The following is a 24,180-nucleotide window of genomic DNA, read 5'->3' on the forward strand; positions in this document are numbered from 1 at the left end:
CAACCAGGCGCGCGGCAATACACGGCGGTCGACTCCGCCGTGGTTACCAGGGCAGCACCTCGCCATTGCTATGCCAAAAGCCGCCGCTATTCTCCAGCGTCAGCGCCTCGATACGCTTGGCGATACCCGTGGCGGCCTCCTCGGTGCTGATCATGCCGCCAAATTTGACCATGCGCGTCTGCACATAGCCCGGGTGAATCTGGGCAACGGCGACACCCCGCGGCTTCAAGTCCACGGCAAGCGACTTGCCGAAGGCGTTGAGCGCCGCCTTGGAGGCACGATAGCCGTAGCGCCCGCCGGAGTCGTTATCGGCGATGGAGCCCATGCGGCTGGTAATATTGGCGATCCTGGCGCCCTCTCCCAGGTTGCCAAGCAGCGTCTCGGTCACGCGCAGCGGTGCATAGGCGTTGATCTCCATCTGCGTGCGCATGGAGTCAAAGTCGAGCTCACCAAGCACCTCATCCTGCATCAGGCCGGCGTTATTGACCACCAGGTCCAGGCGGCGGTCCGCCAGCGCCTGCTTCAGCCGTGCCACGTCCTCTTCACGGGTCACGTCGATGCCCTCGATCAGCGTCTCGGCGACGTCTCGCAGCTCGGCCGCCTCCTCACCGCCGCTGCGGCACACGCCGATCACCGCCCAGCCGGCGGCATGGTAATGGCGAGACAGGGCGAGTCCGACGCCGCGGTTGGCGCCGGTGATCAGTACACTAGCTGACATATCAACTCCAGAGCAGGAAATGTGGGTACATGGGAGGTGGAGCCCATCCCTCCATCGTTCAAGCGGGAATGGGCGATGCTTGGCACTGCACAACGCATCAGCGGCTGGCGGCGCTCGCCAGCTGCGCCCTGCTGCGCTTACGCGTGCTGTTCCAACGAATGCCCAGGGCAACGATCAGGATCAGCCCCACCACGCCCAGCATGGGATAGACGGTGCCGATCAAGGCACTGAAACCGAACTGGCTGAGCACCAGCCCCACCAGGGTGAAGATGACGCTGAACAGCTTGAAACGAGCCGACTCCGGCGCGGCGAAGCGGGCGCTGAAGGCGAAGAACATGCCCACGGCGGTGCTGTAGATCATGCAGATCAGCGCCACCGACATCGCTATTGCCACCACCGGCGAGACCGCCGTGGCAAGCATCAGCGAGGGCATATCGACGCCGGCCAGGCGCTCAAGGTTGGCGAACAGGCCGATATTGAGCACAAAGATCAGCACGCCGAGCCCCACGCCGCCAAGAATGCCTCCCAGGGAGGCCTCGCGCGTATCCCGGGTCAGGCCGCCGATCACCGAGAGCATGGGGAAACCGACGGCGATATTGAACGACGCATAGAGCAGGGCGCCGATAAACCAGTGCGAGAACGGCCAGTCATCGCTGATGGTCGGTACCTCGGCGGCCGCGGCCTCCAGCGTCTGCAAAGACGCACTGCTGGTGAAGAAGGAATAGACGGTAATGGTCATCACCAGCAGCAGCAGTACCGGCATGATAACGCTGATCAGATTGATGATGCCGCGAACTCGCAGGCACAGGGTCAGGATGACCAGCACGCTGAGCAGCACGCCGCCAAACAGCGGAGGAAGGCCGTACTGCTGAGAAAAGATGGAACCGCTGCCGGCCAGCATCACCACCCCGACGCCGAACAGGAAGAAGGAGAGCGCGAGGTCAATGACCAGACCGGCACGCCTGCCGAAGAGCGCCTCCAGCACCACCTTGTGAGAGCTCGCCTGCAAGGTGGAACTCATCCGCGCGATCTGCATGCCGAGAAAGGCGAACAGCAGACCGCTGACCAGGGTGCCGGCAATGCCGATCACCCCATAGCCGGTGAAAAACTGCAGCACCTCCTGTCCCGAGGCGAAGCCGCCACCGATGATAATCGACATGAAGGTCATGGCGATCAGGAAAGGCTGTTTGCTCATGGAATGACACCTCACTACAAATGGCTTCTATGGCCCGTCCCAACCACGGGCCGATTCATCGCCAATCAATACAAGCGTTCCATTGAGCCCATCGCAGGCGGACCCGATTCGAGAGCACTGGCGTTGCTGTAGTGATTAGATGGGCGAGAGTATACGATAGGAAACTTAGTTTATTATCGGGAATATAGGCGCCAATCAGAAATAAACACTCCATTATGCGCCTTTAGTTTTACACGCTTGATTGTAAAACGTAGAGACCCTTCTCCCCCACTTCAGGAGACCCCCATGCCCCGCCTGCTAATCGTCAAGACCGGTGATGCCTTCCCCGAGGTGATCGAACAGTACGGCGACTTCGAGGCGTTGTTCCAAAAGATACTGGCCCGCCATGGCTTCGAAGCCGAGGTATTTGACGCACGCCACGAACCCTTGCCGGACCTGAAGGGCATCGACGGCCTCTATATTACCGGCTCCCACGCCATGGTCAGCGATGCCGAACCCTGGAGCGAGGCGCTCAAACCGTGGCTGGTCGCTGCCCGGGAGCGCAACCTGGCGATGCTTGGCGTCTGCTATGGGCACCAGCTGATGGCCGCCGCCTTCGGCGGTAAAAGCGACTACCATCCGGCAGGACGCGAGTCCGGCACCCACGAGGTGACGCTGACCGAGTCCGGCCGCGAGGACCCGCTGCTTAGCACGCTGCCGACCCACTTCCCCGCGCAGCTGACCCACGCCCAGTCGGTGCTCGAGGCACCCAGCGGATCGGTGGTGCTGGCCCGTAACGCCCACGACGCCTTTCAGGCACTGCGCTATGGCCCGCGCCAGTGGAGCGTGCAGTTCCACCCGGAGTTTACCCCCGAGGTGATGCGCGCCTACCTGGCCCGCCAGGTCGACGAGCTGCGCAACCGGGGTGAAGATGCCGATGCGCTGATGCGCGGCGTCATCCCCACGCCGGAGGCGAGCTCGCTGCTGGCAAGCTTCGCCCAGGCAGTAGCGATGCCCTCCCAGGGGTCAGTGGCGCTCACCCACCGGGGGTAAAAGATCGCCGTGCTCAAGGCTCTCTTCCGCGACCTCATCACGCAGGCGCCGGGTGTCCGGGGCACCCTCGGCCGCCTTGCGGCGCTGGCGCAGGAGATCACGCAGCGAGCTTGCCAGCATGGCGGCGACGATCATTCCACCGCCCACAAAGGCCAGGGGCGCCGGCACTTCACCGACCCACCACCACACCAGCAGGGTACCGACCAGGGTCTCGAGCAGCATGACCAGGCTGACCTCGGCGCCGGGCAAATAGCGCGCCCCGGTCTGGATCAGGAAATAGGCCAGCGGCAGCAGCAGCCCCATCAGCAGCAGACGCTGCATATTGTCGGCATCCGGCAGCTGGGCACCGCCTATCAACGCCGCGGGCAGCAGCATCGCCAGGCAACCCAGGGGCAGCACCACGGTGGTATCCAGGCCGCGCTTCCCGGCGCCGGGCCGGGAGCTCGCCACGCTGGTGTTGATCGCAATGGAGACCGGAATGATCAGCGCCACCGCCAGTCCCAGCAGGCTGCCCTGCCCCACCTCGCCGGCGGCCATCAGGCTGGCGCCGGTAATGCAGATCACGATCACCACCCAGGTCTGGCGGCGCAGCCGCTGGCGAAAGAACAGCAGGCCGATCAGCCCGGCCACCAGGGGCGCCAGGTTGAGCATGACCAGCACATTGCCCGCCGAGGTCAGGCGAGTCGCTATCACGAAGGCCCAGGCGCTGGCGGCAAAGGCAAGCGGGCACCAAAGCGCCGCGGGACCGCAGGCCAGCACCGCCTGTCCCAGACGCTCGCGATAGCGAGCCCCGGCGATCAGCAGCAGTACCAGGCCCAATAACAGCCCACGCCAGAACATGAAGGTGGCCACGTCCACCGTGGTGTCCTTGACCAGCAGCGCATCCGGCGAGAGCAGCAGCACGCCGCTCATGGTGATCAGATAGCCGCGCAGGCGAAACGGCAGCCGCTTCCACATGGTGCAATCTCCCAGGTTCGGAGCTATCGGGGGTATTAACGGTAGGGTGCCGGATGATCAAATCGCCTATGCGCCTCGGCCTGAACAACCTTCTCGCCGCGGCGCGTCAGCGCTTAGGGCCAAGGGCCGTCATTTGTCCTGGCACTCGCCCTGGTAGGTGCCTTCAATCTGGGTGTGCATAGTCATCTGGCCGATGTCGGATTCGGTGTCGATATCGATGTCGCCCTCGATACGCTCGCCCATGAAGCGCATTTCACCGTCGATCATGGCTTCGCCGTCGTCGGCGCTGCAGGCCATGGAGTAGCTCAGCCCGTCGGCGCGGATGTCCTGGTCAAGCAGCTCGCAGCCGTCCTCTTCCTCGATGAAGCCAAAATCGGCGCTTTCCAGATCTTCCGCGGTGATGCACTGGCTGTCGGTATCGGTGCGCTCGGGCATTTCCACGTCGCCCTCGACGTTGGTGACGCTGACGAACTCCCACTGGCCGGGCTTGATATCGGGGGTGTCGGCCTGGGCGGCGAGGGGCAGCGTGAAAGCGACGGCGGCGGCTAGCATTTTCATGTTCATGGTCATCTGACTCCCGGGTAAAAACGTGGCAATGTAGCTGGAAACAAGGCTTGAGAAAAGCCCATAAGGCGCTATCCTACCCCAATCCGGCCGCTACTGCTCGCCTGCAACGGCAAGCCGGCAAGGCTTTCCCCGGGTTTACTTTTTTACCCGAGCGCCGTTTCTGACACCCGTTCGCAGAGGCTTTTATGCACGACGATGCCCTGATAGCCCATGACTTCCACTGCCCCTATTGCGATAGCCCCCTGACCTTTGAGATCGACGCCTCCCAGGGCAGCCATACCACCTGGGAAGACTGCCACCAGTGCTGCGCTCCGATTCTGGTCGAAGTGGTGGTATCGCCGTTCAGCGGCGAGCTCGAAAGCGTGCGCACCGGGCGCGACGACGACGTGCTGTAACGCTCAGCCGCCGGGGCGCGCCAGGCTCGCCCGGCGCTTTTTCTCCCCGCGGCGCATGACGTACCAGGCCACCAGGGTCGCCAGCGACACCGCCAGGATGATCAGCGTGGCCAGGGCGTTGATCTTGGGCGACACCCCCAGGCGCACCGAGGAAAACACCACCATGGGCAGGGTGTTAGCCCCGGGACCGGAGACAAAGCTGGCGATGACCAGGTCGTCAAGCGACAGGGTAAACGCCAGCAGCCAGCCCGCGACCAGCGCCGGCGAGATGATCGGCAGGGTGACGGCAAAAAACGTCTTCGCCGGCGGCGAGCCCAGGTCCATGGCGGCCTCCTCGATGGAGCGGTCTACCTCGCGCAGCCGGGCCGCCACCACCACCGCCACGTAGGCGCTGCAAAAGGTGGTGTGGGCAATCCAGATGGTAGCCATGCCGCGGTCCGCCGGCCAGCCGGTCAGCGCGGCCATCTGCACAAACAGCAGCAGCAGCGAAAGCCCGGTGATCACCTCGGGCATCACCAGCGGCGCGGTGACCATGCTGGCAAGCACGGTCCTTCCGCGAAAGCGGTCGAAACGGGTCATCACCAGCGCAGCCGGCGTCCCCAGGCACACCGCCATGCTGGCGGCAAAAAACGCCACCTTGAAGCTGGTCCACACCGCCGCGAGGATCTGCTCGTCGCGCAGCAGCTCGCCGTACCATTTCGTCGAGAACCCCGCCCACACGGTCACCAGGCTCGAGGCGTTGAACGAATACGCCACCAGCACCGCCATGGGCAGGTAGAGGAACACAAGCCCCAGCGCCAGCGCGGCACCGCTGAACGACGGTAGTCGCCTCATGGCGCCAGCTCCCGGGACTGATGGCGGTGAAAGAGCACCAGCGGAATCACCAGCAGCCCCAGCATGATCGTGGCCAGCGCCGCCGCCACCGGCCAGTCGCGGTTAAGGAAGAACTCGTCCCACAGCACCTTGCCGATCATCAGCGTGTCCGGCCCGCCCAGCAGCTCGGGGATGACAAACTCCCCCACCGCCGGAATGAACACCAGCATGCAGCCCGCCACGATGCCGCCGGTGGAGAGCGGCAGCGTCACGGTGATGAAGGTGTTGAAGCGCCGAGAGCCAAGATCCGACGCCGCCTCCAGCAGCGTCATGTCCAGCCGGGTCAAATGCGCATAAAGCGGCAGCACCATAAACGGCAGGTAGGCATAGACTATGCCCACCACCACCGCAAACTGGGTATTGAGCAGGCGCAGCGGCGCGTCAATCACGCCAAGCCCGAGCAGCAGCTGGTTGGCAAGCCCGCTGTTGCTCAGGATGCCCATCCAGGCATAGATGCGGATCAGAAACGACGTCCAGGACGGCAGCATCACCAGCAGCAGCAGGACCAGCTGGGCGCGCGGCCGGGCCCGCGCCATGGCCCAGGCCATGGGATAGCCCAGCAGCAGGCACACAAGCGTCGATAGAAACGCCGTTTTCACCGACCCCCAGTAGGCCGCCGCGTACAGCGAATCGCTGAACAGGAACAGGTAGTTGCCCAGGTTGAGAAACACCCGCAGCGTGCCGTCCACGTACTCGGCAAGCGGCGCGTAGGGCGGCACGCTGATCGCCGCCTCGGACAGGCTGATTTTCAGCACCAGCGCAAACGGCAGCAGGAAAAACAGCGAAAGCCACACCAGCGGCAGCGCGATCACCGCCCGGCGCCCGAGCGATAAGCGCCCCGGCCGGGCAGCGAACAAAGCGGAAAGTCGGGAGCGAAAGGACATGGTCGGCGTCACTCCAGGGGGCAAAGCTAAAGTGGTAAAGCCAAGGTGATAAAGCCAAGGCGGTGGCAAAAGACGGGCCGGACTAGCGGTTCAGCACGATGGTGCTGTGATCTTCCCAGTACACGTACACCCTATCCTCCCAGGTGGGGCGGTCGCCCCGGCGCTCGGTGTTGGCCATGCTCACCTTGAACAGCGTGCCCCTGCCGGTGCGCACGTAGTACAGCGAAAATCCGCCGAGATAGGCGATGTCCTCCACCACGCCCTGTTCCCAGTTGTACGGCGCGTCGGGGCGCTTTCGGGTGAGCCAGACCTTTTCGGGGCGCAGCCCGGCCCAGACCCGGCGCTCGGCGGCCTGGGTGGTCACCCCGTGATCGATGTACAGCGGGCGCTCAAGGGCCGGGCTTGCGATCCGGCAATGGTCGGCGGCGTCTACCTCGATCTCGCCTTCGAGCAGGTTGAGCGTGCCGATGAACTCCGCCACCGTGCGGCTGACCGGGCTTTCGTAGATATCCACCGGCGATCCCACCTGTTCGATCCAGCCGTCGGCCATGACCCCTACGCGGTCGGCCATGGTCATGGCCTCTTCCTGGTCGTGGGTGACCATGATGCAGGTCACCCCGACCTGCTCGATGATTTCCACCACTTCCAGCTGCATTTCGGTACGCAGCTTCTTGTCCAGCGCCCCCATGGGCTCGTCGAGGAGCAGAAGCCGCGGGCGCTTGGCCAGCGAGCGCGCCAGCGCCACCCGCTGGCGCTGACCGCCGGAAAGCTGGGCGGGCTTGCGCCGGGCAAAGCGCTCCATGTGCACCAGCTTGAGCATCTTCGCCACCCGGGCGCGGATGTCGGCCCTGGGCAGCTTGTCCTGCTTGAGGCCGAAGGCGATGTTCTGCTCCACGCTCAGGTGCGGAAACAGCGCGTAGGACTGAAACATCATGTTGATCGGCCGGCGGTACGGCGGCATCCGGGTAATATCCTCGCCGTCGAGCAGGATGCGCCCTTCGCTTGGCGTCTCGAAGCCCGCCAGCATCCGCAAAAGCGTCGACTTGCCCGAGCCCGAACCGCCCAGCAGGGCAAAGATCTCACCGCGCTTGACCCGAAGATTGACGTCGTCCACCGCCACCGCGTCGTCAAAGCGGCGCGTCAGGCGCCGGATGTCGAGCACCGTGTCTTCGGCAAACCGCGGCGTCTTGCCGGCGGCGGTGGCAGGCGTCGTCATGCCCTTCTCTCCTGACTCAGCGGCCGGATTTTACCCGGTTCCAGATGCGCGTACGGGCACGCTGCACGTCCCGGGGCTTTTCGTTGGCTACGTAGAGCTTGTCCATGACGTCGTCGTCCGGGTAAATCGCCGGGTCGTTGAGAATGTCTTCGGGCATGAAGTCATCAGCCGCGGCGTTGGGGTTGGCGTAGCGCACGTACTGGGTAATCTCCGCGGCGATTTCCGGCTTGAGAATGAAGTTGATGAAGGCGTGGGCACTTTCCGGGTTCGGCGCGTCGGCGGGAATTGCCATCATGTCGAACCACAGCGCCGCGCCCTCCTTGGGGATGGTATAGGCAATGTCGAAGCCGCGCCCGGCCTCCTCGGCGCGCTCGACGGCCTGGAAGACGTCGCCGGAGTAGCCCGCCGCCACGCAGATATCGCCGTTGGCCAGATCGCCGATGTAGCGCGAGGAGTGGAAGTAGGTCACGTCGTTGCGCACCTTGGCGATGACCTCGCCGCCGGCCTTGAGGTCATCCACGTCGTTGCTGCGCGGATCCAGGTCGATATAGGCCATGGCCGGCGAAATCATTTCGTCGGCGGAGTCGAGCATGGCGATCCCGCAGCCGGCCTTGTTCAGCGCGCCGGTTACCTCGGGGTCAAACAGCAGCGCCCAGCTGTCAAGCGGAGCGTCGTCGCCGAGGATCTCGGTCACGCGGTCGACGTTGTAGCCGATGCCGTTGGTGCCCCACATGTACGGCACCGAGTAGCGGCTGCCGGGGTCGACCTCCTCAAGCTCGTCGAGGAGCCGGGTATCGAGGTTTTCCAGGTTGGGCAGCTGTGAGCGGTCGAGCTCCTGATAAACGCCGGCGCTCAGCTGGCGGCTCAGGTAGTGGTTGGACGGCACGACCACGTCGTAGCCCGAGCGCCCGGCCAGCAGCGCGGCGTCCAGCACTTCGTTGCTGTCGAACACGTCGTAGGTCACGTCGATGCCGGTCTCCCGGGTAAACTTTTCCAGCGTGTCCGGCGCGATATAGTCCGACCAGTTGTAGATCCGCACTTCGTCGGCCTGAACGGACGCCGCCGTCACGGCACAGACAAGCGTTGCCGCCATCAGCGGTAGTTTGTGCAGCTGCCCCATAGCATCCGCTCCTTTTTTATACGTTTGATATTGGTAAGCCGATATTGATACGCCTGATACTTACTTACGCACGATGCTGTTGCCTGCCGGCTGGCCGGTATCTTCACTGGCCCCGTATCGTCACTGACCCGGTATCGTCACTGACAGAGTAGCGGATTTTGCGGTCAGGCAGCGCTCACCGCAAGCGCTCGCCGGCAAAAACTTGCATTTGCCCGGCACGCCCCCATGTCCTTGTCAGGCGGCGGCCTTTTGCCAATAAGCCGCCGCCTTGCCAACACCCACACCGCCAGTTTTCCGCTTCGAGCCCGTTTGCCGGCTGACGCTCGCCTGAGAGCGACGACATGACTACCAAGTGCACAAATAGCCTATAGCTATGGCGATTTATGATTTTTCTCAATTTTATTAATCGCGCGGCAACGGCTAAAGTAGTTACCACGAACTTGGCAATACCCGCTTGAAGCAACCGTCATCAACCAGGAGACGTTTTTTATGTCCTTAATCAATACCGAAGTTAAACCGTTTAAAGCCACAGCCTACCTCAACGGCGAATTCGTCGACGTCAGCGAAGAAGACCTCAAAGGCAAGTGGTCCATCTTCTTCTTCTATCCGGCGGACTTCACCTTCGTCTGCCCCACCGAGCTTGGCGACCTGGCCGACCGCTACGAGGAGTTCAAGAAGCTGGGCGTGGAAATCTACAGCGTTTCCACCGACACCCACTTCACCCACAAGGCGTGGCACGACAGCTCCGAGACCATCGGCAAGCTGCAGTACCCGATGCTCGCCGACCCGACTCACACCGTATCGCGCAACTTTGAAGTGCTGATCGAGGAAGACGGCGTCGCCGAGCGCGGCACCTTTGTTGTCGACCCCGACGGCAAGATCCAGATCATCGAGCTCAACGCCGGCAACATCGGCCGTAACGCCGAAGAGCTGCTGCGCAAGGTGAAAGCCGCCCAGTACGTCCGCGCTCACCCCAACGAGGTTTGCCCGGCGAAGTGGGAAGAAGGCGAAGAAACTCTGGCACCGTCGCTGGACCTGGTCGGCAAGATCTAAGCCGGCCTGCGCCCTGGCACCCGGGCCCGGCCCGGGTGCCCCACCCCATCACGGCGGGCTTGGGTTTGTGCCCCGGCGGCCACGCCTTTCAGCGGGCCCAAACCCAAGCCCGGACGCCAAGTCTCCCTAACTACCCGAACCCCATGAAACGGCCGCGTTGATAACGGCGCGTGCGGCGCCTCGTGCCCGTTTCATCCCTTATTACGCACCGTCAGCGACTGCGAGGAAGCGATCGACATGCTGGATGACAACCTGAAACAACAGCTCAAGGCCTACCTGGAAAAAGTGACTCAGCCGTTCGAGCTTGAAGCCTCCCTCGATGACGGCGCCAAGTCGCAAGAGCTTGCTGAGCTCCTGGAAGAAATCAGCGGCCTGAGCGACAAGATTACCCTGTCCATGGACGGCACCGACGCGCGCAAGCCGTCGTTTGCCATCAACCGCCCGGGCGAAGACACCGGCGTGGTGTTTGCCGGCATCCCCCTGGGCCACGAGTTTACCTCCCTGGTGCTCGCGCTTCTGCAGGTCGGCGGTCATCCGCCCAAGGTCTCCGAGGAGACGCTTGAGCAGATCAAGTCCCTCGACGCCGACATGGAGTTTGAGACCTACTTCTCGCTCTCCTGTCAGAACTGCCCTGACGTGGTCCAGGCGCTCAACCTGATGGCGATCTACAACCCCCGGATTCGTCACGTGGCCATCGACGGCGCCGTGCACAAGCAGGAAGTCGACGAGCGCGAGATCATGTCGGTGCCCAACGTCTACTTAAACGGCGAGCCTTTCGACCAGGGCCGCATGAGCCTGGAGCAGATTCTCGCCAAGGTGGACACCGGCGCGGCCGAGCGCGAAGCGCAGAAGATGAACGAGAAAGCCGCCTTCGACACCCTGATGATTGGCGGCGGCCCGGCCGGCGCCGCGGCGGCCATTTACGCCGCGCGCAAGGGCATCAGCACCGGGCTTGCCGCCGAGCGCTTTGGCGGCCAGGTGGCTGATACCCTGGGCATCGAGAACTTCATTTCGGTCTCCAAGACCGAAGGCCCGAAGCTCGTCACCGCCATGGAGGAGCACGTCAAGGACTACGACGTGGACATCATGAACCTGCAGCGGGCGGTAAAACTCACCCCGGCGGAGAACGAGGGCGGCCTGCACGAGGTAACCTTCGAATCCGGCGCCACGCTCAAGAGCAAGACCCTGGTGCTGGCCACCGGCGCCCGCTGGCGCGAGATCAACGTCCCCGGCGAAAGCGAGTACCGCAACAAGGGCGTGGCCTACTGCCCCCACTGCGACGGCCCGCTGTTCAAGGGCAAGCACGTCGCGGTGATCGGCGGCGGCAACTCCGGGGTCGAGGCGGCCATTGACCTTGCCGGCCTTGTCGGCCACGTGACCTTGATCGAGTTCATGGGCGAAATGCGCGCCGATGCGGTGCTGCAGAAAAAGCTCGAGAGCCTGCCCAACGTGGACATTCTATTAAGCGCCCAGACCACCGAAATCACCGGCGACGGCAGCCGCGTCAACGGCCTGACCTACAAGGACCGTAACACCGACGAGACCCACCACGTGGAGCTTGAAGGGGTCTTTGTCCAGATCGGCCTGGTGCCCAACACCGAGTGGCTCAAGGGCTCGCCGGTGGAAATGAGCGCCCACGGCGAAATCATCACCAACGACAAGGGCATGACGTCCATTCCCGGCATCTTTGCCGCCGGCGACGTCACCACCGTGCCCTACAAGCAGATCGTCATCGCCATGGGCGAAGGCGCCAACGCCGCCCTGGGCGCCTTCGACTTCATCATCCGCAACTGATGGTTGCCGGCCGGCAGGCACCCTGCCGGCCACGTTTCCCCCTGACGCTCAGGCACCCCCAAGCCTGACGTCTTTTGCCCGCCCTCTCCGGCGGGCTTTTTTTGGGCGGGCCGTTTTGCTTCTTCGCAGGCTCGCGCTAAACGGTGGCACCTATTAGCCGGTACTCGCCAGCGGGCGCCCCCGGCACACCGCGCAGTCGGGGTCTCGGGGCAGTGTGAAGTGGCGCCACTGCCCGGAGAGGGCGTCAAAGGCGGAAAGGCCGCGGTGCACGCTGCCCGTGCCGCTCAAAAGCTTGAACGCTTCCACCGCCTGAAAGGTACCGACCAGGCCCACCAGCGGCGCCATGACGCCGTTTTCCGCGCAGGTCATGGCTTCGTCGTCGTCGCTGTCGTCTGGCGGGTAGAGGCAGGCGTAGCACGGGCATTCGGGGTCCCGGGGGTCAAACACCGCCACCTGGCCGGAAAAGCGGATGGCCGCACCCGAGACCAGCGGCACGCCGGTGGCCTGGCTTGCCGCGTTGACTGCGTAGCGGCTGGAAAAGCGGTCGGTGCAGTCCAGCACCACGTCCGCCGTGGCCACGAGCTTCTCCAGGGCCTCGCCCAGCAGGTGCTCACCCACGGCGGTGATCTCGCAGCCGGGGTTGATCGCGCGAAAGGTGTCCCGGGCCGAGTCGGCCTTGTTGCGCTCCAGATCGGCCTGGCCGTGGGCCACCTGGCGCTGGAGGTTGGAAAGCTCCACCTCGTCGGAGTCGACCAGGGTCAAACGCCCGACCCCCATGGCGGCAAGGTACATGCCCGCCGGCGAGCCCAGCCCGCCGGCTCCGATAATCACCGCGTGGGCGTCCAGCAGGCGCTGCTGGCCGCCGATTCCCACCTCGGGCAGCATGATCTGACGGCTGTAGCGCAGTAGCGCCTGGTCATCCATCATGGCTTATTTCTCCTCCAGGTCATCGAGAGGCAGGCTGAAGCTTTCCTTGACCTCTTCCATCACCACGTAGCTCTTGGACTCTTTCACCCCGGGCAGCGTCAGCACGACGTCGCCCAGCAGCTGGCGATAGGCCGACATTTCTGCAATCCGGCACTTCAGAATATAGTCGAACTGGCCGGAAACCAGATGGCATTCCTGGATCTGGGGCAGCTTCTCCACCGCCCGGCGAAACTCGTCAAACACCGCCGGCGTCTGGCTTTCCAGGCTGATTTCCACAAATACCAGCAGGTCGGCGCGCAGCGCGCGCGGGTCGAGCAGGGCCTGATAGCCGCGGATCACGCCGCTGCGCTCCAGGCGTTTGACGCGCTCAAGGCAGGGGGTCGTGGAAAGCCCCACCTGGGCGGCCAGGTCGACGTAGGAAATGCGCGCGTTTTCCTGCAGGCAGCGCAGGATGTTCAGGTCGATACGGTCCAGCGTCTTGTGCTTGGCTTTCATGGCAGGATCCCATCGCGTTAACAGAAATGGCAGTCAGGCCGCGGGGCGCTGCCCCAGGCTGACGCGCTCGTGGCTGCCTAGATCCCGCACGCTTACCACTCGGGCGTAGCCGGCCCGGCCGAGCATAGCGCGCACGCCGGCGGCCTGGGTATGGCCGTGCTCCAGCGCCAGCCACCCGCCCGGGGCCAGAAAAGCCCGGGCGCGATCCACCAGCAGGCTCAGGTCAGCGTAGCCTTCAGCCCCGGCGACCAGCGCCGAGCGCGGCTCGAAGCGCACGTCGCCCAGCGCCAAATGCGGGTCGCTATCGGCGATATACGGCGGGTTGGCAACGATCAGGTCGAACGCCGTCTCGGCCTCGCGTTCCAGGGCGTCAAACCAGTCGCTGTGGATAAAGCGGGCGTTGTCCAGCCCGAGCGCGGCGGCGTTATGCCGGGCAAGGGCGACGGCTTCCGTGCGGATATCCACGCCGACAACCTGCCAGCCCGGGCATTCGCATGCAAACGCCAGCGCCACCGCGCCGGTGCCGGTGCCCAGGTCCAACAGCCGGCCGGCGGGCGCGGCGGCGCGCGCCAGGGCGGCTTCGACCAGCGTTTCGGTATCCGGACGGGGGATCAGCGTGCCCGGCGAAGTGGCCAGACGTAACCCCCAGAACTCGCGCTCGCCGGTAAGATACGCAACCGGCGTGCCCTGGGCCCGGGCGGCGACCAGGGCGTCAAAGCGCGCCCGGTGCCAGCGTGATTCGGCGGCGTCACCCCAAGGCTGGTCTCCCCAGGTATAGAGCCAGGTGCGGTCGCGGCCGATGACGTGGAGCAGCAGCACTTCGGCGTCCAGCCGGGGGGTTGGCGAGCCGGCTTGTTCAAGACGCCGGGCGGCCCGGCGTACGTGCGCCTCCAGGGTCATCCGCTGCCCTGAAGCGCGGCTAGCTGATCGGCCTGATATTCGTGGATCAGCGGGTTGATCACCTCGTCGAGCTGCTCGCCGTTGACCACCTCATTCAGCTTGTAAAGCGTCAGGTTGATGCGGTGGTCGGTGATCCGGCTCTGGGGGAAGTTATAGGTGCGGATGCGGTCGCTGCGATCCCCGGTGCCCACCAGCGAGCGGCGCGCGTCGGCCTGCTGCTGGCGCTGCTCGTCCAGGGCGTTCTGCTTGAGCCGGGAGGCCAGGTGCGACATCGCCTTGGCGCGGTTCTTGTGCTGGCTGCGCTCTTCCTGACACTCGACCACCACGCCGGTCGGCAGGTGGGTAATGCGCACGGCGGAGTCGGTGGTGTTGACGTGCTGGCCGCCGGCGCCGCTGGAGCGGAAGGTATCCACGCGCAGGTCGGCCGAGTTGATGTTGATCTCGCCGACGTCTTCCACTTCGGGCATCACCGCCACGGTGCAGGCCGAGGTATGCACGCGCCCCTGGGACTCGGTGGCCGGCACGCGCTGCACCCGGTGGGCGCCGGACTCGAACTTGAGCCGAGCGTAAACGCCGTCGCCCCGGACCCGGGCAATGATCTCTTTATAGCCGCCCATTTCGCCGTGGTTGGCGCTAACGACGCTCACCCGCCAGCCGTGCTGCTCGGCGTAGCGCGAATACATCCGGAACAGGTCCCCGGCAAAGAGCGCCGCTTCGTCGCCGCCGGTGCCGGCGCGCACTTCCAGAAACACGTTGCTGTCGTCGTCGGGGTCCTTGGGCACCAGCAGGCGCTTGAGCTTATCATCAAGCGTCGCCAGCCGCTCGCGCCCGTCGTCGATCTCCATCTCGGCCAGCTCGCGCATTTCCGCATCGCTGTCGTGGCGCATGGCCTCGGCGGCCTCAATGTCACCTTCGATGCCGCGATAGCGCTGCCAGGCGGCCACCAGGTCTTCAAGCTCGGCATATTCCCGGGAGTAGTCGCGAAAGCGCGGCTGGTCGGTGATCACGTCGGGGTCGGCGAGCAGCAGGGCCAGCTCTTCAAAGCGTTCGACAAAGCCGTCCAGGCGGTGGCGCAGCGTCTCTTTCATACAAGGGTTTCATCCTTCTGGCGAGGCGCCACCGCCGTGCGGGGCGCGGCCGCCGTGTCGTGAGTTTCAAACGCAGGCTTGGGCGGCAGCAGAAGCTTCGGCGCCGCGCCCAGTACGGCATGATCCTCGTCGGACGCGGCATCGCGAATGGCCTGGGTCGGCCGGTGCATCAGCCGGTTGGTGAGCTGGTAGGCCAGCCGCTCGATGATCTCGGCGGGGTCTTCGCCCCGGGCCAGACGCGCCAGCGCCTGATCCCGGGAGAGATCGCGCAGCGCCTCCCCCTGCTCGCGGTAGGTCTGGATCAGCTGACCGCCGCTGCGAATGCGGCGCTCGTGCAGCCAGCTGCCCACGCCGTGCTCAATCAGCGACTCGGCCTGGTCGGCGGCGACCTGGCGGTGGCGACGGTTTTCCTGAATGACCACTTCCAGGTCGTCCACGGTATAGAGGAAGACGTCGGCAAGCTCGCCCACCTCGGGCTCGATATCCCGGGGCACGGCGATATCCACCATGAACACCGGGCGCTGCCGGCGATTCTTGAGCGCCCGCTCCATCATCCCCTTGCCGAGGATGGGCAAGGGCGAGGCGGTGGAGGAGATCACAATGTCGGCGTTTTCCAGGGCGTCTGGAATCTCCGGCAGGGTGATGGCCTCGCCGCCGAGCGCCGCCGAGACGTTTTCGGCCCGCTCCCGGGTACGGTTGGCCACGGTGAGCTGGCGCACGCCTGCCTCGTGCAGGTGGCGGGCCACCAGCTCGACGGTCTCGCCCGCGCCGATCAGCAGCGCCCGGGCACGGCTGAAATCGTCAAAGATGCGGCTGGCCATGCTCACCGCCGCGTAGGCTACCGACACCGGGTTCTTGCCGATGCCGGTTTTGGTGCGCACTTGTTTAGCCACGGCGAAGGTGTGCTGAAATAGACGCTCAAGCTCGCCGCCCAGCCCGCGCGAATCCCGCGCCTGCTGATAGGCCTCCTTGAGCTGGCCGAGAATCTGCGGCTCGCCCAGCACCATGGAGTCAAGCCCCACCGCCACGCGCATCAGGTGGCGAGCGGCGTCGTTGTCCAGGTAATGGTAGGCGCAGCGCGTCAAATCCTCGACGCTGAGCTGATGAAAACGCCCCAGCCAGTCGAGCACGACTTGCTCACCGGCGGCATCGGCCACGCAGTAAAGCTCGGTACGATTACAGGTGGAAAGCACCGCCGCTTCGCGGATTTGCGGCAGCGAACGCAGCTCCTCAAGCGCCAGCGACAGCTGTGCCGGCGTAAAGGCGACCTGCTCGCGCACGGCAACCGTGGCGGTACGGTGATTGATTCCCAGGGCAAGAAGCGTCATGCGTTGTGCGTCTTCGCTAGTGTGTCGGTCGTTACGTCTGGCCTTGTGCCGGCCAGTGCACGTCGATTAGAGCGCCTATTCTAACACAGCCGTGGCGGTTCTTACCCCCACCGCTTTTCCACACCATCCTGTCCCATTAAATATGCCCCACGACTATGCCCCACCACTTTGCCCCGGGCCGGCAAGGGGCTATGCTGAGCGTCCGGCCCACGGATCGAGAGTTGCATGCCACTTCGCGCCACCGCTATTCGCGCCACCTTGACGCGCGCCCTTCAAGCCACGCCCGCGGCGTCGCTGCTGCCCCTGCTGGCGGCAGGCGTCCTGCTGGGCGGCTGTCAGACCGCGCCGCCGGCCGAGACTCCGGGCGAGGATATCCTGGCCTCGGCGCCGCCCATCACCCGCGGCCTTGACGCCAAGGGGCTGGGGACGCTGCTCACGGCCGAAATGGCCGGCCAGCGCGGGCGCTACCGCGACGCCACCCAGGGCTATCTGGACGCCGCCGAGCGCTACGCCGACCCGGCCCTTGCCGAGCGCGCCACCTTTGCCGCGCGCTTCAGCGAGTCCACCTCGCTGCTGCAAACCGCCGCAGCGCGCTGGCAGGCGCTGGATCCGTCGAGCACCACGCCCGGCCGCCTGCTTTCCGCCCTTGCCGCCGAGCAGGGCGACTGGGACGGCGCCCTCGAGCAGCGCCTGGCGCTTGCCGCCCAGGGCGACGAGGCCAGGCTTGCCGCGCTTGCCGGCCAGGCCATTGCCGAAGGCGCCCCGCCGGCGCCGCTGCTCGACCGGCTGGACGCCGCGCTGAATGCCGCCGACCCGCTGCCCGAGGCAGGCCGGGGGGACGCCCATCTGGCCGCCGCGCTTTTGGAAAAGGCCCGCGACAACGCCCCCGCGGCGCGCGCGCACCTGACCAGCGCCCGGGCCCTCATTGCCGACGCTCCGGCCCTGTGGCGCACCCAGGCCCAGCTGGCGCTAGACAGCGGCGACTATCGCGATGCTCGCAAGGCCGCCCAAAAAGGGCTTGAGCTTGCCCCGGAAGACGCCCGCTTTACCCTGCTGCTGGTTCAGGCCGACATTCGTCTGGGCAACGTGGCCGCCGCCGAAAAGCACACCGGCGACCTGCTCGAGCGCCACCAAGGCGGGCGCGACCTGCGCCTGGCGCTCGCCCGGCTATACCTGGATGAAGAGCAGCCGGCCGCCGCCCGGCGGCTGCTTAAGCCCCTGGCCGGCCGCGACGACCTTTCCGCTGCCGGCTACTTTCTGCTGGGCAAGGCCGACGAGGCCACCGGCGATACCGACAGCGCCCTCTTATACTACCGCCAGGTCACCGGCGGAGAGGAGCTTCTTCCCGCCAGCGCCTCGGGGGCGCGCATGCTGATCGACGCCGGGCAGCCGGCCGATGCCCGCACCTTTCTCAAAAACCAGCGCCGGCGCTTCAGCGAGCGCTACAGCGACCTGCTGATGCTGGAGGCGAGCCTGCTCGACGAGCTCGGCCAAAAGGCCGAGGCCGACGCCCTGCTCACCCAGGGCATCGAGCGGTCCCCGGACGCTACCGAGCTGCTTTATCACCGCGCCATGCGCGCCTGGCAGGACGGCGACCTTGCCGGCATGGAGCGCGACCTTCAGCAGGTGTTAAAACAGGAGCCCGACAACGTCATGGCGCTCAACGCCCTGGGCTACACCTGGGCCGACGAGCAGGTTCCCGACCGCCTTGACGATGCCCGCCGGCTGGTCGAGCGGGCCCACGAGCTGGCGCCCGACAACCCCGCGGTGCAGGATAGCCTCGGCTGGGTGTACTTTCGTCAGGGGCAGCCGGACAAGGCGCTGCCGCTGCTTGAGCGCGCTCGCAAGCGGATGCCGGACGGCGAAGTCACCGCGCACCTGGCCGAGGTGCTCCACGCCCTGGGCAAAACCGACCGCGCCCGCCGGCTGGTGAGCGAGGCGCTTGCCCGGCGCGACGAGCACCCCGCCATCGACGACCTGCTCTCGCGCCACCCGGAGCTCGCGCCTGCGTCACCCGGGGAATAGCGCTCCCGGCGGTTTTTTCATGCAATCTTTTTCATTCACCCTTTCTTCACTCACTCTATTTTCATTCACGCTTTCTCCATTCACCCTGCCCTGGATACCCTCATGCCGAGCCACTCCCTGACGAGACGTTTCATGCCGCGCCTTGCCGTGCGCACGCCGCTCCTGCCCGCGCTGGCGGCGCTCACGCTGCTCGCCGGCTGCGCAAGCCAAGCGCCCACCGACGACAGCGGCCGCCAGCGCGGCGACTGGAAAGCCCAGCAGACCGATATCCAGGAACTCGAGCGCTGGTCGCTGGTGGGCAAGGCGGGGCTTCGCACGCCCGACGAGCGCCAGAGCGCCAACCTCGACTGGAACCAGTACCCCCACTACTTCCGCATGCTCATCAGCGGCCCCTTCGGCGGCGGACGCACGGTGCTCGAAGGCCGCGAAGGCCGCTTCTCGCTGACCAACGGCGACGGCCGCTTTGAAGCCGAAAGCCCCGAGGCGCTGATGGAAGACCAGCTCGGCTGGTCGCTGCCGGTGCGCGATATGCCTTATTGGGTGCGCGGCCTGCCCGGCGAGCGCGACACCTATCAGCTGGAAACCGACGCCTTCGGCTTCCCCTCGCATCTGGAGCAAAACGGCTGGGAGATCGACTACCGCGACTGGACCGAAGTCGGCGACCTCTGGCTGCCGCGCAAGCTGGCGCTGGCCTACGGCGACATGCGCGTCACCCTGGTGATCAACCGTTGGCAGCCCGACCCCGATGACGCGCCGGCACAGTAACCCCGTGCCCGGCACGCTACGGCTGCCCGCCCCGGCCAAGCTCAACCGCCTGTTGCACATTACCGGCCGGCGCGACGACGGCTACCACGAGCTGCAGACGCTGTTCCAGCTGCTCGACCTGAGCGACGCGGTCAGCCTGACACCGCGCAGCGACGGCCGGCTGGTGCTGGAAAGCGCGCTTGCCGGCGTCGCCGCCGACGATAACCTGGCGCTGCGCGCCGCTCGGCTGCTGCAACGCCGTGCGCCCGCCGGCTGCGGAGCCAGCATCAAGGTCGACAAGCGCCTGCCCTTGGGCGGCGGGCTTGGCGGCGGCAGCTCCAACGCGGCCACGGTGCTTGTGGGACTCAACGCGCTCTGGCAGCTTGGGCTGTCGCTTGACGAGCTGGCGACGCTTGGGCTTGGGCTGGGGGCGGACGTGCCGGTGTTCGTCAGAGGCCGCAGCGCCTGGGCCGAAGGCGTCGGCGACAGGCTCACTCCGGTTCGCCTGGAGACGTCCTGGTTCGTGGTCATCCACCCGGGCGTGAGCGTCTCTACCGCCGGGGTGTTCGGCGATCCGCAATTGACACGCCATACCCCGCCGATTAATATGGCGCGCGCACTTCAAGGGGGAGCATCCACCTGGCGCAACGACTGCGAAGCCGTGGTCAGGGACAGGCATCCGCCGGTTGCCAGCGCGCTTGACTATCTTGCCCGCTACGCACCCGCCGGGCTTACCGGCACCGGAGCCTGCGTATTTGCCGCTTTTCCGCACGCGCCAGACGCTCGGCGCATCGCGCAGGCGGCAGGCGAGTACGGCACGGCCTGGGTTGCCAAAGGATGCAATCACTCTCCTCTTCATGATGCTCTGGGCGGCTAAACGCCCGTCCTGCTGGAACACTGCTGGGGTATCGCCAAGTGGTAAGGCACCGGTTTTTGGTATCGGCATGCGCAGGTTCGAATCCTGCTACCCCAGCCAATCCAGCAGCCAGCGGCGCCGAACGATTTAGCCAAAACGCCCAAGATTTCCAACACTGCAAAGGTGGCTGCGCGTGTCAAAACTGATGGTTTTCGCCGGGAACGCCAATCCCGAGCTCGCTCACAAGATTGCCGATAGTCTGGACAGCCGAATGGGTAACGCCACGGTCGGCCAGTTCAGCGACGGCGAAATCGCAGTCGAGATCAATGAGAACGTGCGCGGCAAGGATGTCTTCATCCTGCAGTCCACCTGTGCGCCCACCAACGACAACCTGATGGAAATGATCCTGATGGTTGACGCTCTGCGTCGCGCCTCGGCGGCGCGCATCACCGCGGTGCTGCCCTACTTCGGCTATGCCCGCCAGGACCGCCGAGTGCGCTCCTCAAGGGTGCCGATTTCGGCCAAGGTGGTGGCCGACATGATGGTCAAGGCCGGCGTGGACCGGGTAATGACCATGGATCTTCACGCCGATCAGATCCAGGGCTTCTTCGACGTGCCGGTGGACAACGTCTACGGCTCGCCGATCCTGCTTGACGATATCGAGCGGCAAAACTACAGCGACCTCGTCGTGGTCTCCCCGGACGTCGGCGGCGTGGTCCGCGCCCGGGCCATTGCCAAGGCGCTCAACGCCGACCTGGCGATTATCGACAAGCGCCGCCCCCAGGCCAACCAGGCCCAGATCATGCATATCATCGGCGCGATCGAAGGCCGCACCTGCGTCGTAGTCGACGACATGATCGACACCGCCGGCACCCTGTGCAAGGCCGGCGAAGCGCTGATGGAGCGCGGCGCCAAGAGCGTGGTGGCCTACGCCACCCACGCTATCCTCTCCGGCCCGGCGGTGGATAACATTACCGACTCCGTGCTTGACGAAGTCGTGGTGGCCGATACGATTCCGCTGTCGGAAAGCGCGCGTCGCAGCGGCCGCATCCGCCAGCTAAGCGTCGCCGGGCTGATCGCCGAGGCGATCCGCCGGGTCAGCAACGAAGAATCCGTCAGCGCAATGTTCCACTGATTGCCTGACTTTCGCAGCGGTAGGGGCCAAATGCCCCGCCGCTTCTGGAAACGTCGTCGTCTGGTCGCGGGCGGCGGCGTTTTCCAACGTTAACCTAGAGGCACATTCAATGTCCGATTTTATCCTTAACGCCAGCGTTCGTTCCGACCTGGGGAAAGGTGCGAGCCGCCGCCTGCGTCGTGCAAACGAACAAGTTCCCGCCGTAGTTTACGGCGGCGACAAGGCGCCGCAGTCCATCGCCGTGGAAAAGACCTCCTTTTACAAGGCGGTCGAAAGCGAAGCATTCTTCTCCTCGATCATCGATCTCAACATCGAGGGCACCAAAGAGCAGGTCATCGTGCGTGATCTGCAGCGCCACCCGTTCAAACCGCTGATGACCCACGCCGACTTCATGCGCGTGGATGCCAAGCAGGAAATCACCATCAACATCCCGCTGCACGTCATCGGCGAAGAGCAGTGCGTGGGCATCAAGGACCAGGACGGCGAGCTGCACACCCTGGCCGTTGAAGTTGCCGTCTACTGCCTGCCCAAAGACCTGCCCGACAACCTGGAAATCGACATTTCCGAAGTAGAAGTCGGCACCACCCTGCACCTTTCCGACATCAAGATGCCGGAAGGCGTACGCTCGGTCGATCTCGCCCACAGCGAAGATCACAACTCGGCCGTGCTCAGCGTCGTCAAGATGAAGGATCGCGACGACGAAGAGGACGAAGCCGAAGAGGGCGAAGGTGAAGGCACAGGCGAAGGCGAAGGTGACAACGCCGAATAAGCCGCAGGCCCAGGGCCGTGCCCGGCACGGCCCGCTAAATGTTACGATCAAGCGCTTCGGCGCTTGATTTTTTTTGGAGGGAAACAATGAGTCAGGTCCTGGCGCTTATCGGCCTGGGAAACCCCGGCCCCCAGTACGCCGCCACGCGACACAACGCCGGCGCCTGGCTGGTGGACGCCGTGGCCCGGGAGGCGCGCGTCGAGCTGCGCCCGGAAAAGAAGTTTCTCGGCCTCTATGCCAAGGCGCGCCTGGGCGATACCCAGCTGCACCTGCTCAACCCCACCACCTTCATGAACCGCAGCGGCGCCGCCGTGGCCGCGCTGTGCCAGTTTTTCAAGCTGGCCCCCGAGGAGCTGCTGGTAGCCCACGACGAGCTCGATCTGCCCGCCGGCCAGGCACGCTATAAAACCGGCGGCGGTCACGGCGGCCACAACGGCCTGCGCGACACCATCAGTGCACTTGGCAATCAAAAACAGTTTCATCGCCTGCGCATCGGCATCGGCCATCCCGGCGAGTCACACCAGGTCGTCAACTACGTGCTCAACCGCCCGGGCAAGGCCGAGCAGGCCGCCATCGACGCCGCGCTGGACGAGTGCCTGGCCACCCTGCCGCTGGGGCTTGCCGGCAACTGGCCCCGAGCCATGCAGCGCCTGCACAGCGTCAAGTAACGCGCCTTTCGCGTCGCACTTCACACAAGCTTTCAGGAATCATCGTTATGGGTTTCAACTGCGGTATTGTCGGCCTGCCCAACGTCGGCAAGTCCACGCTCTTCAACGCGCTGACCAAGTCGGGCATCGACGCTGAAAACTTCCCCTTCTGCACCATCGAGCCCAACGTCGGCATTGTGCCCATGCCCGACCCGCGGCTCGACCCGCTCGCGGCCATCGTCAAGCCCGAACGGGTGCTGCCCACCACCATGGAGTTTGTCGACATCGCCGGGCTGGTGGCCGGCGCGTCCAAGGGCGAAGGCCTGGGCAACAAGTTTCTCGCCAACATCCGCGAGACTCAGGCCATTGCCCACGTGGTACGCTGCTTTGACAACGACAACGTCATCCACGTCTCCAACCAGGTCGACCCCCGCGCCGACATCGAGATCATCAACATGGAGCTGGCGCTGGCTGACCTCGACACCGTGGAGAAGGCCCTCCAGCGGCTGGTGCGCGCGGTCAAGGGCGGCGACAAGGATGCCGTTGCCACCAAGGCCGTGCTCGACAAGGTGCAGCCGCACCTGGCCGAAGGCCAGCCGCTGCGCAGCGCCGGCCTGGACGACGACGAAAAGGAGCAGGTCAAGAGCTTCGGCTTTCTGACCCTGAAACCCACCATGTACATCGCCAACGTCAACGAGGACGGCTTTGCCGACAACCCCTACCTCGACGTGGTCGACGAGATCGCCGCCGAAGAAGGCGCGGTGGTCGTTCCCGTGTGCAACCAGATCGAAGCCGAAATTGCCGAGCTCGACGACGAGGAGCGCGCCATGTTCCTCGACGAGATGGGCATGGCCGAGCCCGGCCTCGACCGAGTGATTCGCGCCGGCTACTCGCTGCTGGGCCTGCAGACCTACTTTACCGCCGGGGTGAAGGAAGTTCGCGCCTGGACCGTGCGCGAAGGCGCTACCGCCCCGGAAGCCGCCGGCGTAATCCACAGCGACTTTCAGAAAGGCTTCATCCGCGCCGAAGTGGTGGCCTACGACGATTTCGTCGGCCTGGGCGGCGAGCAGGCCGCCAAGGATGCCGGCAAGTGGCGCCTGGAAGGCAAGGACTACATCGTCCGCGACGGCGACGTCATCCACTTCCGCTTCAACGTCTGAAGCACTTGACGCCTCCCCGGCCGCCGGGTAGTATCCGCCCCCGTTGAATGGCTACGTAGCTCAGTTGGTTAGAGCACATCACTCATAATGATGGGGTCCCCTGTTCGAATCAGGGCGTAGCTACCAGCCCGGTTAAATTGGGTAGGGGCCGGGGTTACCCCCGGCGCCCTCCCACACCACCGTACGTACCGTTCGGTATACGGCGGTTCATGAAGAACGGCTAAGCCCTCTTACCGTATCGAGTACCGAGATCAGGCCCTGCCGGTCGAACCACTTGCGTGGCAGGGCCTGATTCATGTGCG

The 24,180-nt window shown here is 65.1% G+C and carries 24 protein-coding genes and 2 tRNA genes; 13 read left to right on the forward strand and 13 right to left on the reverse strand.

Going from position 1 to position 24,180, the window contains the following annotated elements:
* Positions 1 to 43: 43 nt before the first annotated feature.
* Together RS027_RS06600 and RS027_RS06605 are read right to left on the reverse strand one after the other, a co-directional pair.
* The gene (locus RS027_RS06600) at positions 44 to 718 is read right to left on the reverse strand and encodes an SDR family oxidoreductase (RefSeq protein ID WP_311955256.1); all 675 of its coding nucleotides are present in this window, start codon (positions 716 to 718) and stop codon (positions 44 to 46) included.
* Positions 719 to 815: 97 nt separating this feature from the next.
* The gene (locus RS027_RS06605; RefSeq protein ID WP_311955258.1) at positions 816 to 1,913 is read right to left on the reverse strand and encodes a YkvI family membrane protein; all 1,098 of its coding nucleotides are present in this window, start codon (positions 1,911 to 1,913) and stop codon (positions 816 to 818) included.
* Between the two features lie 285 nt (positions 1,914 to 2,198).
* Between RS027_RS06605 and RS027_RS06610 the strand changes: the two genes are divergently transcribed.
* Entirely contained in the window at positions 2,199 to 2,945 is a 747-nt protein-coding gene (locus RS027_RS06610) for a glutamine amidotransferase (RefSeq protein ID WP_311955259.1), read from the forward strand.
* Here the strand turns inward: RS027_RS06610 and RS027_RS06615 are convergent.
* On the reverse strand, positions 2,919 to 3,902 hold the full coding sequence (locus RS027_RS06615) for a DMT family transporter (RefSeq protein ID WP_311955260.1): 984 nt from the start codon (positions 3,900 to 3,902) through the stop codon (positions 2,919 to 2,921). The two genes, RS027_RS06610 and RS027_RS06615, sit on opposite strands and share 27 nt — an antisense overlap.
* A gap of 129 nt (positions 3,903 to 4,031) precedes the next feature.
* Positions 4,032 to 4,466: a DUF3617 domain-containing protein gene (locus tag RS027_RS06620; RefSeq protein ID WP_311955262.1), complete on the reverse strand. Its 435-nt coding sequence runs from the start codon at positions 4,464 to 4,466 to the stop codon at positions 4,032 to 4,034.
* Between the two features lie 188 nt (positions 4,467 to 4,654).
* On the opposite strand from RS027_RS06620, the gene RS027_RS06625 reads away from it, so the two are divergent.
* A complete protein-coding gene (locus tag RS027_RS06625; RefSeq protein WP_311955264.1) occupies positions 4,655 to 4,864 on the forward strand; it encodes a zinc ribbon domain-containing protein in 210 nt (69 codons plus the stop codon).
* Positions 4,865 to 4,867: 3 nt separating this feature from the next.
* Here RS027_RS06625 and RS027_RS06630 read toward each other — a convergent pair whose 3' ends face one another.
* The 4 genes from RS027_RS06630 to RS027_RS06645 all read right to left on the reverse strand — a co-directional run bounded on the left by RS027_RS06630 (position 4,868) and on the right by RS027_RS06645 (position 8,957).
* A complete protein-coding gene (locus RS027_RS06630) occupies positions 4,868 to 5,698 on the reverse strand; it encodes an ABC transporter permease subunit (protein ID WP_311955266.1) in 831 nt (276 codons plus the stop codon).
* A complete protein-coding gene (locus tag RS027_RS06635) occupies positions 5,695 to 6,621 on the reverse strand; it encodes an ABC transporter permease subunit (RefSeq protein WP_311955269.1) in 927 nt (308 codons plus the stop codon). Before RS027_RS06635 ends, RS027_RS06630 begins: the two co-directional genes overlap by 4 nt.
* Positions 6,622 to 6,703: 82 nt before the next feature.
* Positions 6,704 to 7,837 (reverse strand): ABC transporter ATP-binding protein, encoded by a 1,134-nt coding sequence (locus RS027_RS06640; protein ID WP_311955273.1) that lies wholly within the window; start codon positions 7,835 to 7,837, stop codon positions 6,704 to 6,706.
* A 16-nt stretch (positions 7,838 to 7,853) separates the two neighbouring features.
* Positions 7,854 to 8,957 carry a polyamine ABC transporter substrate-binding protein gene (locus RS027_RS06645; protein WP_311955274.1) on the reverse strand — a complete coding sequence of 368 codons (1,104 nt, stop codon included), beginning with the start codon at positions 8,955 to 8,957 and terminating at the stop codon, positions 7,854 to 7,856.
* 489 nt (positions 8,958 to 9,446) lie between these two features.
* Between RS027_RS06645 and ahpC the strand changes: the two genes are divergently transcribed.
* A complete protein-coding gene (gene ahpC / locus RS027_RS06650; RefSeq protein WP_311955276.1) occupies positions 9,447 to 10,010 on the forward strand; it encodes an alkyl hydroperoxide reductase subunit C in 564 nt (187 codons plus the stop codon).
* 237 nt (positions 10,011 to 10,247) lie between these two features.
* Positions 10,248 to 11,804 (forward strand): alkyl hydroperoxide reductase subunit F, encoded by a 1,557-nt coding sequence (gene ahpF, locus RS027_RS06655; RefSeq protein WP_311955279.1) that lies wholly within the window; start codon positions 10,248 to 10,250, stop codon positions 11,802 to 11,804.
* Between the two features lie 153 nt (positions 11,805 to 11,957).
* Here ahpF and RS027_RS06660 read toward each other — a convergent pair whose 3' ends face one another.
* The 5 genes from RS027_RS06660 to hemA are packed head-to-tail and all read right to left on the reverse strand — an operon-like array spanning position 11,958 to position 16,542.
* Positions 11,958 to 12,731, reverse strand: coding sequence for a HesA/MoeB/ThiF family protein (locus tag RS027_RS06660; RefSeq protein WP_311955281.1), 774 nt, complete (start codon positions 12,729 to 12,731; stop codon positions 11,958 to 11,960).
* Between the two features lie 3 nt (positions 12,732 to 12,734).
* Positions 12,735 to 13,226 carry a leucine-responsive transcriptional regulator Lrp gene (lrp, locus tag RS027_RS06665; protein ID WP_311955282.1) on the reverse strand — a complete coding sequence of 164 codons (492 nt, stop codon included), beginning with the start codon at positions 13,224 to 13,226 and terminating at the stop codon, positions 12,735 to 12,737.
* Between the two features lie 33 nt (positions 13,227 to 13,259).
* Positions 13,260 to 14,126, reverse strand: a complete 867-nt coding sequence (prmC, locus tag RS027_RS06670) for a peptide chain release factor N(5)-glutamine methyltransferase (RefSeq protein WP_311955284.1) — start codon at positions 14,124 to 14,126, stop codon at positions 13,260 to 13,262.
* On the reverse strand, positions 14,123 to 15,214 hold the full coding sequence (gene prfA / locus RS027_RS06675) for a peptide chain release factor 1 (RefSeq protein WP_311955286.1): 1,092 nt from the start codon (positions 15,212 to 15,214) through the stop codon (positions 14,123 to 14,125). Before prfA ends, prmC begins: the two co-directional genes overlap by 4 nt.
* Positions 15,211 to 16,542: a glutamyl-tRNA reductase gene (hemA, locus tag RS027_RS06680; RefSeq protein WP_311955288.1), complete on the reverse strand. Its 1,332-nt coding sequence runs from the start codon at positions 16,540 to 16,542 to the stop codon at positions 15,211 to 15,213. Before hemA ends, prfA begins: the two co-directional genes overlap by 4 nt.
* Positions 16,543 to 16,767: 225 nt before the next feature.
* Here hemA and RS027_RS06685 point away from each other — a divergent pair, with 225 nt between their 5' ends.
* The 9 genes from RS027_RS06685 to RS027_RS06725 all read left to right on the forward strand — a co-directional run bounded on the left by RS027_RS06685 (position 16,768) and on the right by RS027_RS06725 (position 24,004).
* The gene (locus tag RS027_RS06685) at positions 16,768 to 18,567 is read left to right on the forward strand and encodes a tetratricopeptide repeat protein (protein ID WP_311955290.1); all 1,800 of its coding nucleotides are present in this window, start codon (positions 16,768 to 16,770) and stop codon (positions 18,565 to 18,567) included.
* A gap of 132 nt (positions 18,568 to 18,699) precedes the next feature.
* Positions 18,700 to 19,332 (forward strand): lipoprotein insertase outer membrane protein LolB, encoded by a 633-nt coding sequence (gene lolB / locus RS027_RS06690; RefSeq protein WP_311955293.1) that lies wholly within the window; start codon positions 18,700 to 18,702, stop codon positions 19,330 to 19,332.
* The gene (gene ispE, locus RS027_RS06695; protein ID WP_311955295.1) at positions 19,313 to 20,188 is read left to right on the forward strand and encodes a 4-(cytidine 5'-diphospho)-2-C-methyl-D-erythritol kinase; all 876 of its coding nucleotides are present in this window, start codon (positions 19,313 to 19,315) and stop codon (positions 20,186 to 20,188) included. The genes lolB and ispE overlap by 20 nt, the downstream gene beginning before the upstream one ends.
* 24 nt (positions 20,189 to 20,212) lie before the next feature.
* A tRNA-Gln gene (locus RS027_RS06700) sits at positions 20,213 to 20,287 on the forward strand.
* A 73-nt stretch (positions 20,288 to 20,360) separates the two neighbouring features.
* Positions 20,361 to 21,302 carry a ribose-phosphate pyrophosphokinase gene (locus RS027_RS06705; protein WP_311955299.1) on the forward strand — a complete coding sequence of 314 codons (942 nt, stop codon included), beginning with the start codon at positions 20,361 to 20,363 and terminating at the stop codon, positions 21,300 to 21,302.
* 109 nt (positions 21,303 to 21,411) lie between these two features.
* Entirely contained in the window at positions 21,412 to 22,071 is a 660-nt protein-coding gene (locus RS027_RS06710) for a 50S ribosomal protein L25/general stress protein Ctc (protein ID WP_311955300.1), read from the forward strand.
* Positions 22,072 to 22,157: 86 nt separating this feature from the next.
* A complete protein-coding gene (pth, locus tag RS027_RS06715) occupies positions 22,158 to 22,739 on the forward strand; it encodes an aminoacyl-tRNA hydrolase (RefSeq protein ID WP_311955303.1) in 582 nt (193 codons plus the stop codon).
* A 47-nt stretch (positions 22,740 to 22,786) separates the two neighbouring features.
* The gene (gene ychF, locus RS027_RS06720) at positions 22,787 to 23,878 is read left to right on the forward strand and encodes a redox-regulated ATPase YchF (RefSeq protein ID WP_311955305.1); all 1,092 of its coding nucleotides are present in this window, start codon (positions 22,787 to 22,789) and stop codon (positions 23,876 to 23,878) included.
* 49 nt (positions 23,879 to 23,927) lie between these two features.
* Positions 23,928 to 24,004: transfer RNA gene (locus tag RS027_RS06725), tRNA-Met, on the forward strand.
* The last annotated feature ends 176 nt before the right edge of the window (positions 24,005 to 24,180 follow it).

Origin of the sequence: Halomonas garicola, from assembly GCF_031935715.1 — a bacterium.
GTDB lineage: Bacteria > Pseudomonadota > Gammaproteobacteria > Pseudomonadales > Halomonadaceae > Vreelandella > Vreelandella garicola.

What these genes read in the sequence shown, in the direction of transcription:
- RS027_RS06600 (WP_311955256.1), bottom strand. Translation starts at nt 718, where the DNA reads ATGTCAGCTAGTGTACTGATCACCGGCGCCAACCGCGGCGTCGGACTC.
- RS027_RS06605 (WP_311955258.1), bottom strand. Translation starts at nt 1,913, where the DNA reads ATGAGCAAACAGCCTTTCCTGATCGCCATGACCTTCATGTCGATTATC.
- RS027_RS06610 (WP_311955259.1), top strand. Translation starts at nt 2,199, where the DNA reads ATGCCCCGCCTGCTAATCGTCAAGACCGGTGATGCCTTCCCCGAGGTG.
- RS027_RS06615 (WP_311955260.1), bottom strand. Translation starts at nt 3,902, where the DNA reads ATGTGGAAGCGGCTGCCGTTTCGCCTGCGCGGCTATCTGATCACCATG.
- RS027_RS06620 (WP_311955262.1), bottom strand. Translation starts at nt 4,466, where the DNA reads ATGAACATGAAAATGCTAGCCGCCGCCGTCGCTTTCACGCTGCCCCTC.
- RS027_RS06625 (WP_311955264.1), top strand. Translation starts at nt 4,655, where the DNA reads ATGCACGACGATGCCCTGATAGCCCATGACTTCCACTGCCCCTATTGC.
- RS027_RS06630 (WP_311955266.1), bottom strand. Translation starts at nt 5,698, where the DNA reads ATGAGGCGACTACCGTCGTTCAGCGGTGCCGCGCTGGCGCTGGGGCTT.
- RS027_RS06635 (WP_311955269.1), bottom strand. Translation starts at nt 6,621, where the DNA reads ATGTCCTTTCGCTCCCGACTTTCCGCTTTGTTCGCTGCCCGGCCGGGG.
- RS027_RS06640 (WP_311955273.1), bottom strand. Translation starts at nt 7,837, where the DNA reads ATGACGACGCCTGCCACCGCCGCCGGCAAGACGCCGCGGTTTGCCGAA.
- RS027_RS06645 (WP_311955274.1), bottom strand. Translation starts at nt 8,957, where the DNA reads ATGGGGCAGCTGCACAAACTACCGCTGATGGCGGCAACGCTTGTCTGT.
- ahpC (WP_311955276.1), top strand. Translation starts at nt 9,447, where the DNA reads ATGTCCTTAATCAATACCGAAGTTAAACCGTTTAAAGCCACAGCCTAC.
- ahpF (WP_311955279.1), top strand. Translation starts at nt 10,248, where the DNA reads ATGCTGGATGACAACCTGAAACAACAGCTCAAGGCCTACCTGGAAAAA.
- RS027_RS06660 (WP_311955281.1), bottom strand. Translation starts at nt 12,731, where the DNA reads ATGATGGATGACCAGGCGCTACTGCGCTACAGCCGTCAGATCATGCTG.
- lrp (WP_311955282.1), bottom strand. Translation starts at nt 13,226, where the DNA reads ATGAAAGCCAAGCACAAGACGCTGGACCGTATCGACCTGAACATCCTG.
- prmC (WP_311955284.1), bottom strand. Translation starts at nt 14,126, where the DNA reads ATGACCCTGGAGGCGCACGTACGCCGGGCCGCCCGGCGTCTTGAACAA.
- prfA (WP_311955286.1), bottom strand. Translation starts at nt 15,214, where the DNA reads ATGAAAGAGACGCTGCGCCACCGCCTGGACGGCTTTGTCGAACGCTTT.
- hemA (WP_311955288.1), bottom strand. Translation starts at nt 16,542, where the DNA reads ATGACGCTTCTTGCCCTGGGAATCAATCACCGTACCGCCACGGTTGCC.
- RS027_RS06685 (WP_311955290.1), top strand. Translation starts at nt 16,768, where the DNA reads ATGCCACTTCGCGCCACCGCTATTCGCGCCACCTTGACGCGCGCCCTT.
- lolB (WP_311955293.1), top strand. Translation starts at nt 18,700, where the DNA reads ATGCCGCGCCTTGCCGTGCGCACGCCGCTCCTGCCCGCGCTGGCGGCG.
- ispE (WP_311955295.1), top strand. Translation starts at nt 19,313, where the DNA reads ATGACGCGCCGGCACAGTAACCCCGTGCCCGGCACGCTACGGCTGCCC.
- RS027_RS06710 (WP_311955300.1), top strand. Translation starts at nt 21,412, where the DNA reads ATGTCCGATTTTATCCTTAACGCCAGCGTTCGTTCCGACCTGGGGAAA.
- pth (WP_311955303.1), top strand. Translation starts at nt 22,158, where the DNA reads ATGAGTCAGGTCCTGGCGCTTATCGGCCTGGGAAACCCCGGCCCCCAG.
- ychF (WP_311955305.1), top strand. Translation starts at nt 22,787, where the DNA reads ATGGGTTTCAACTGCGGTATTGTCGGCCTGCCCAACGTCGGCAAGTCC.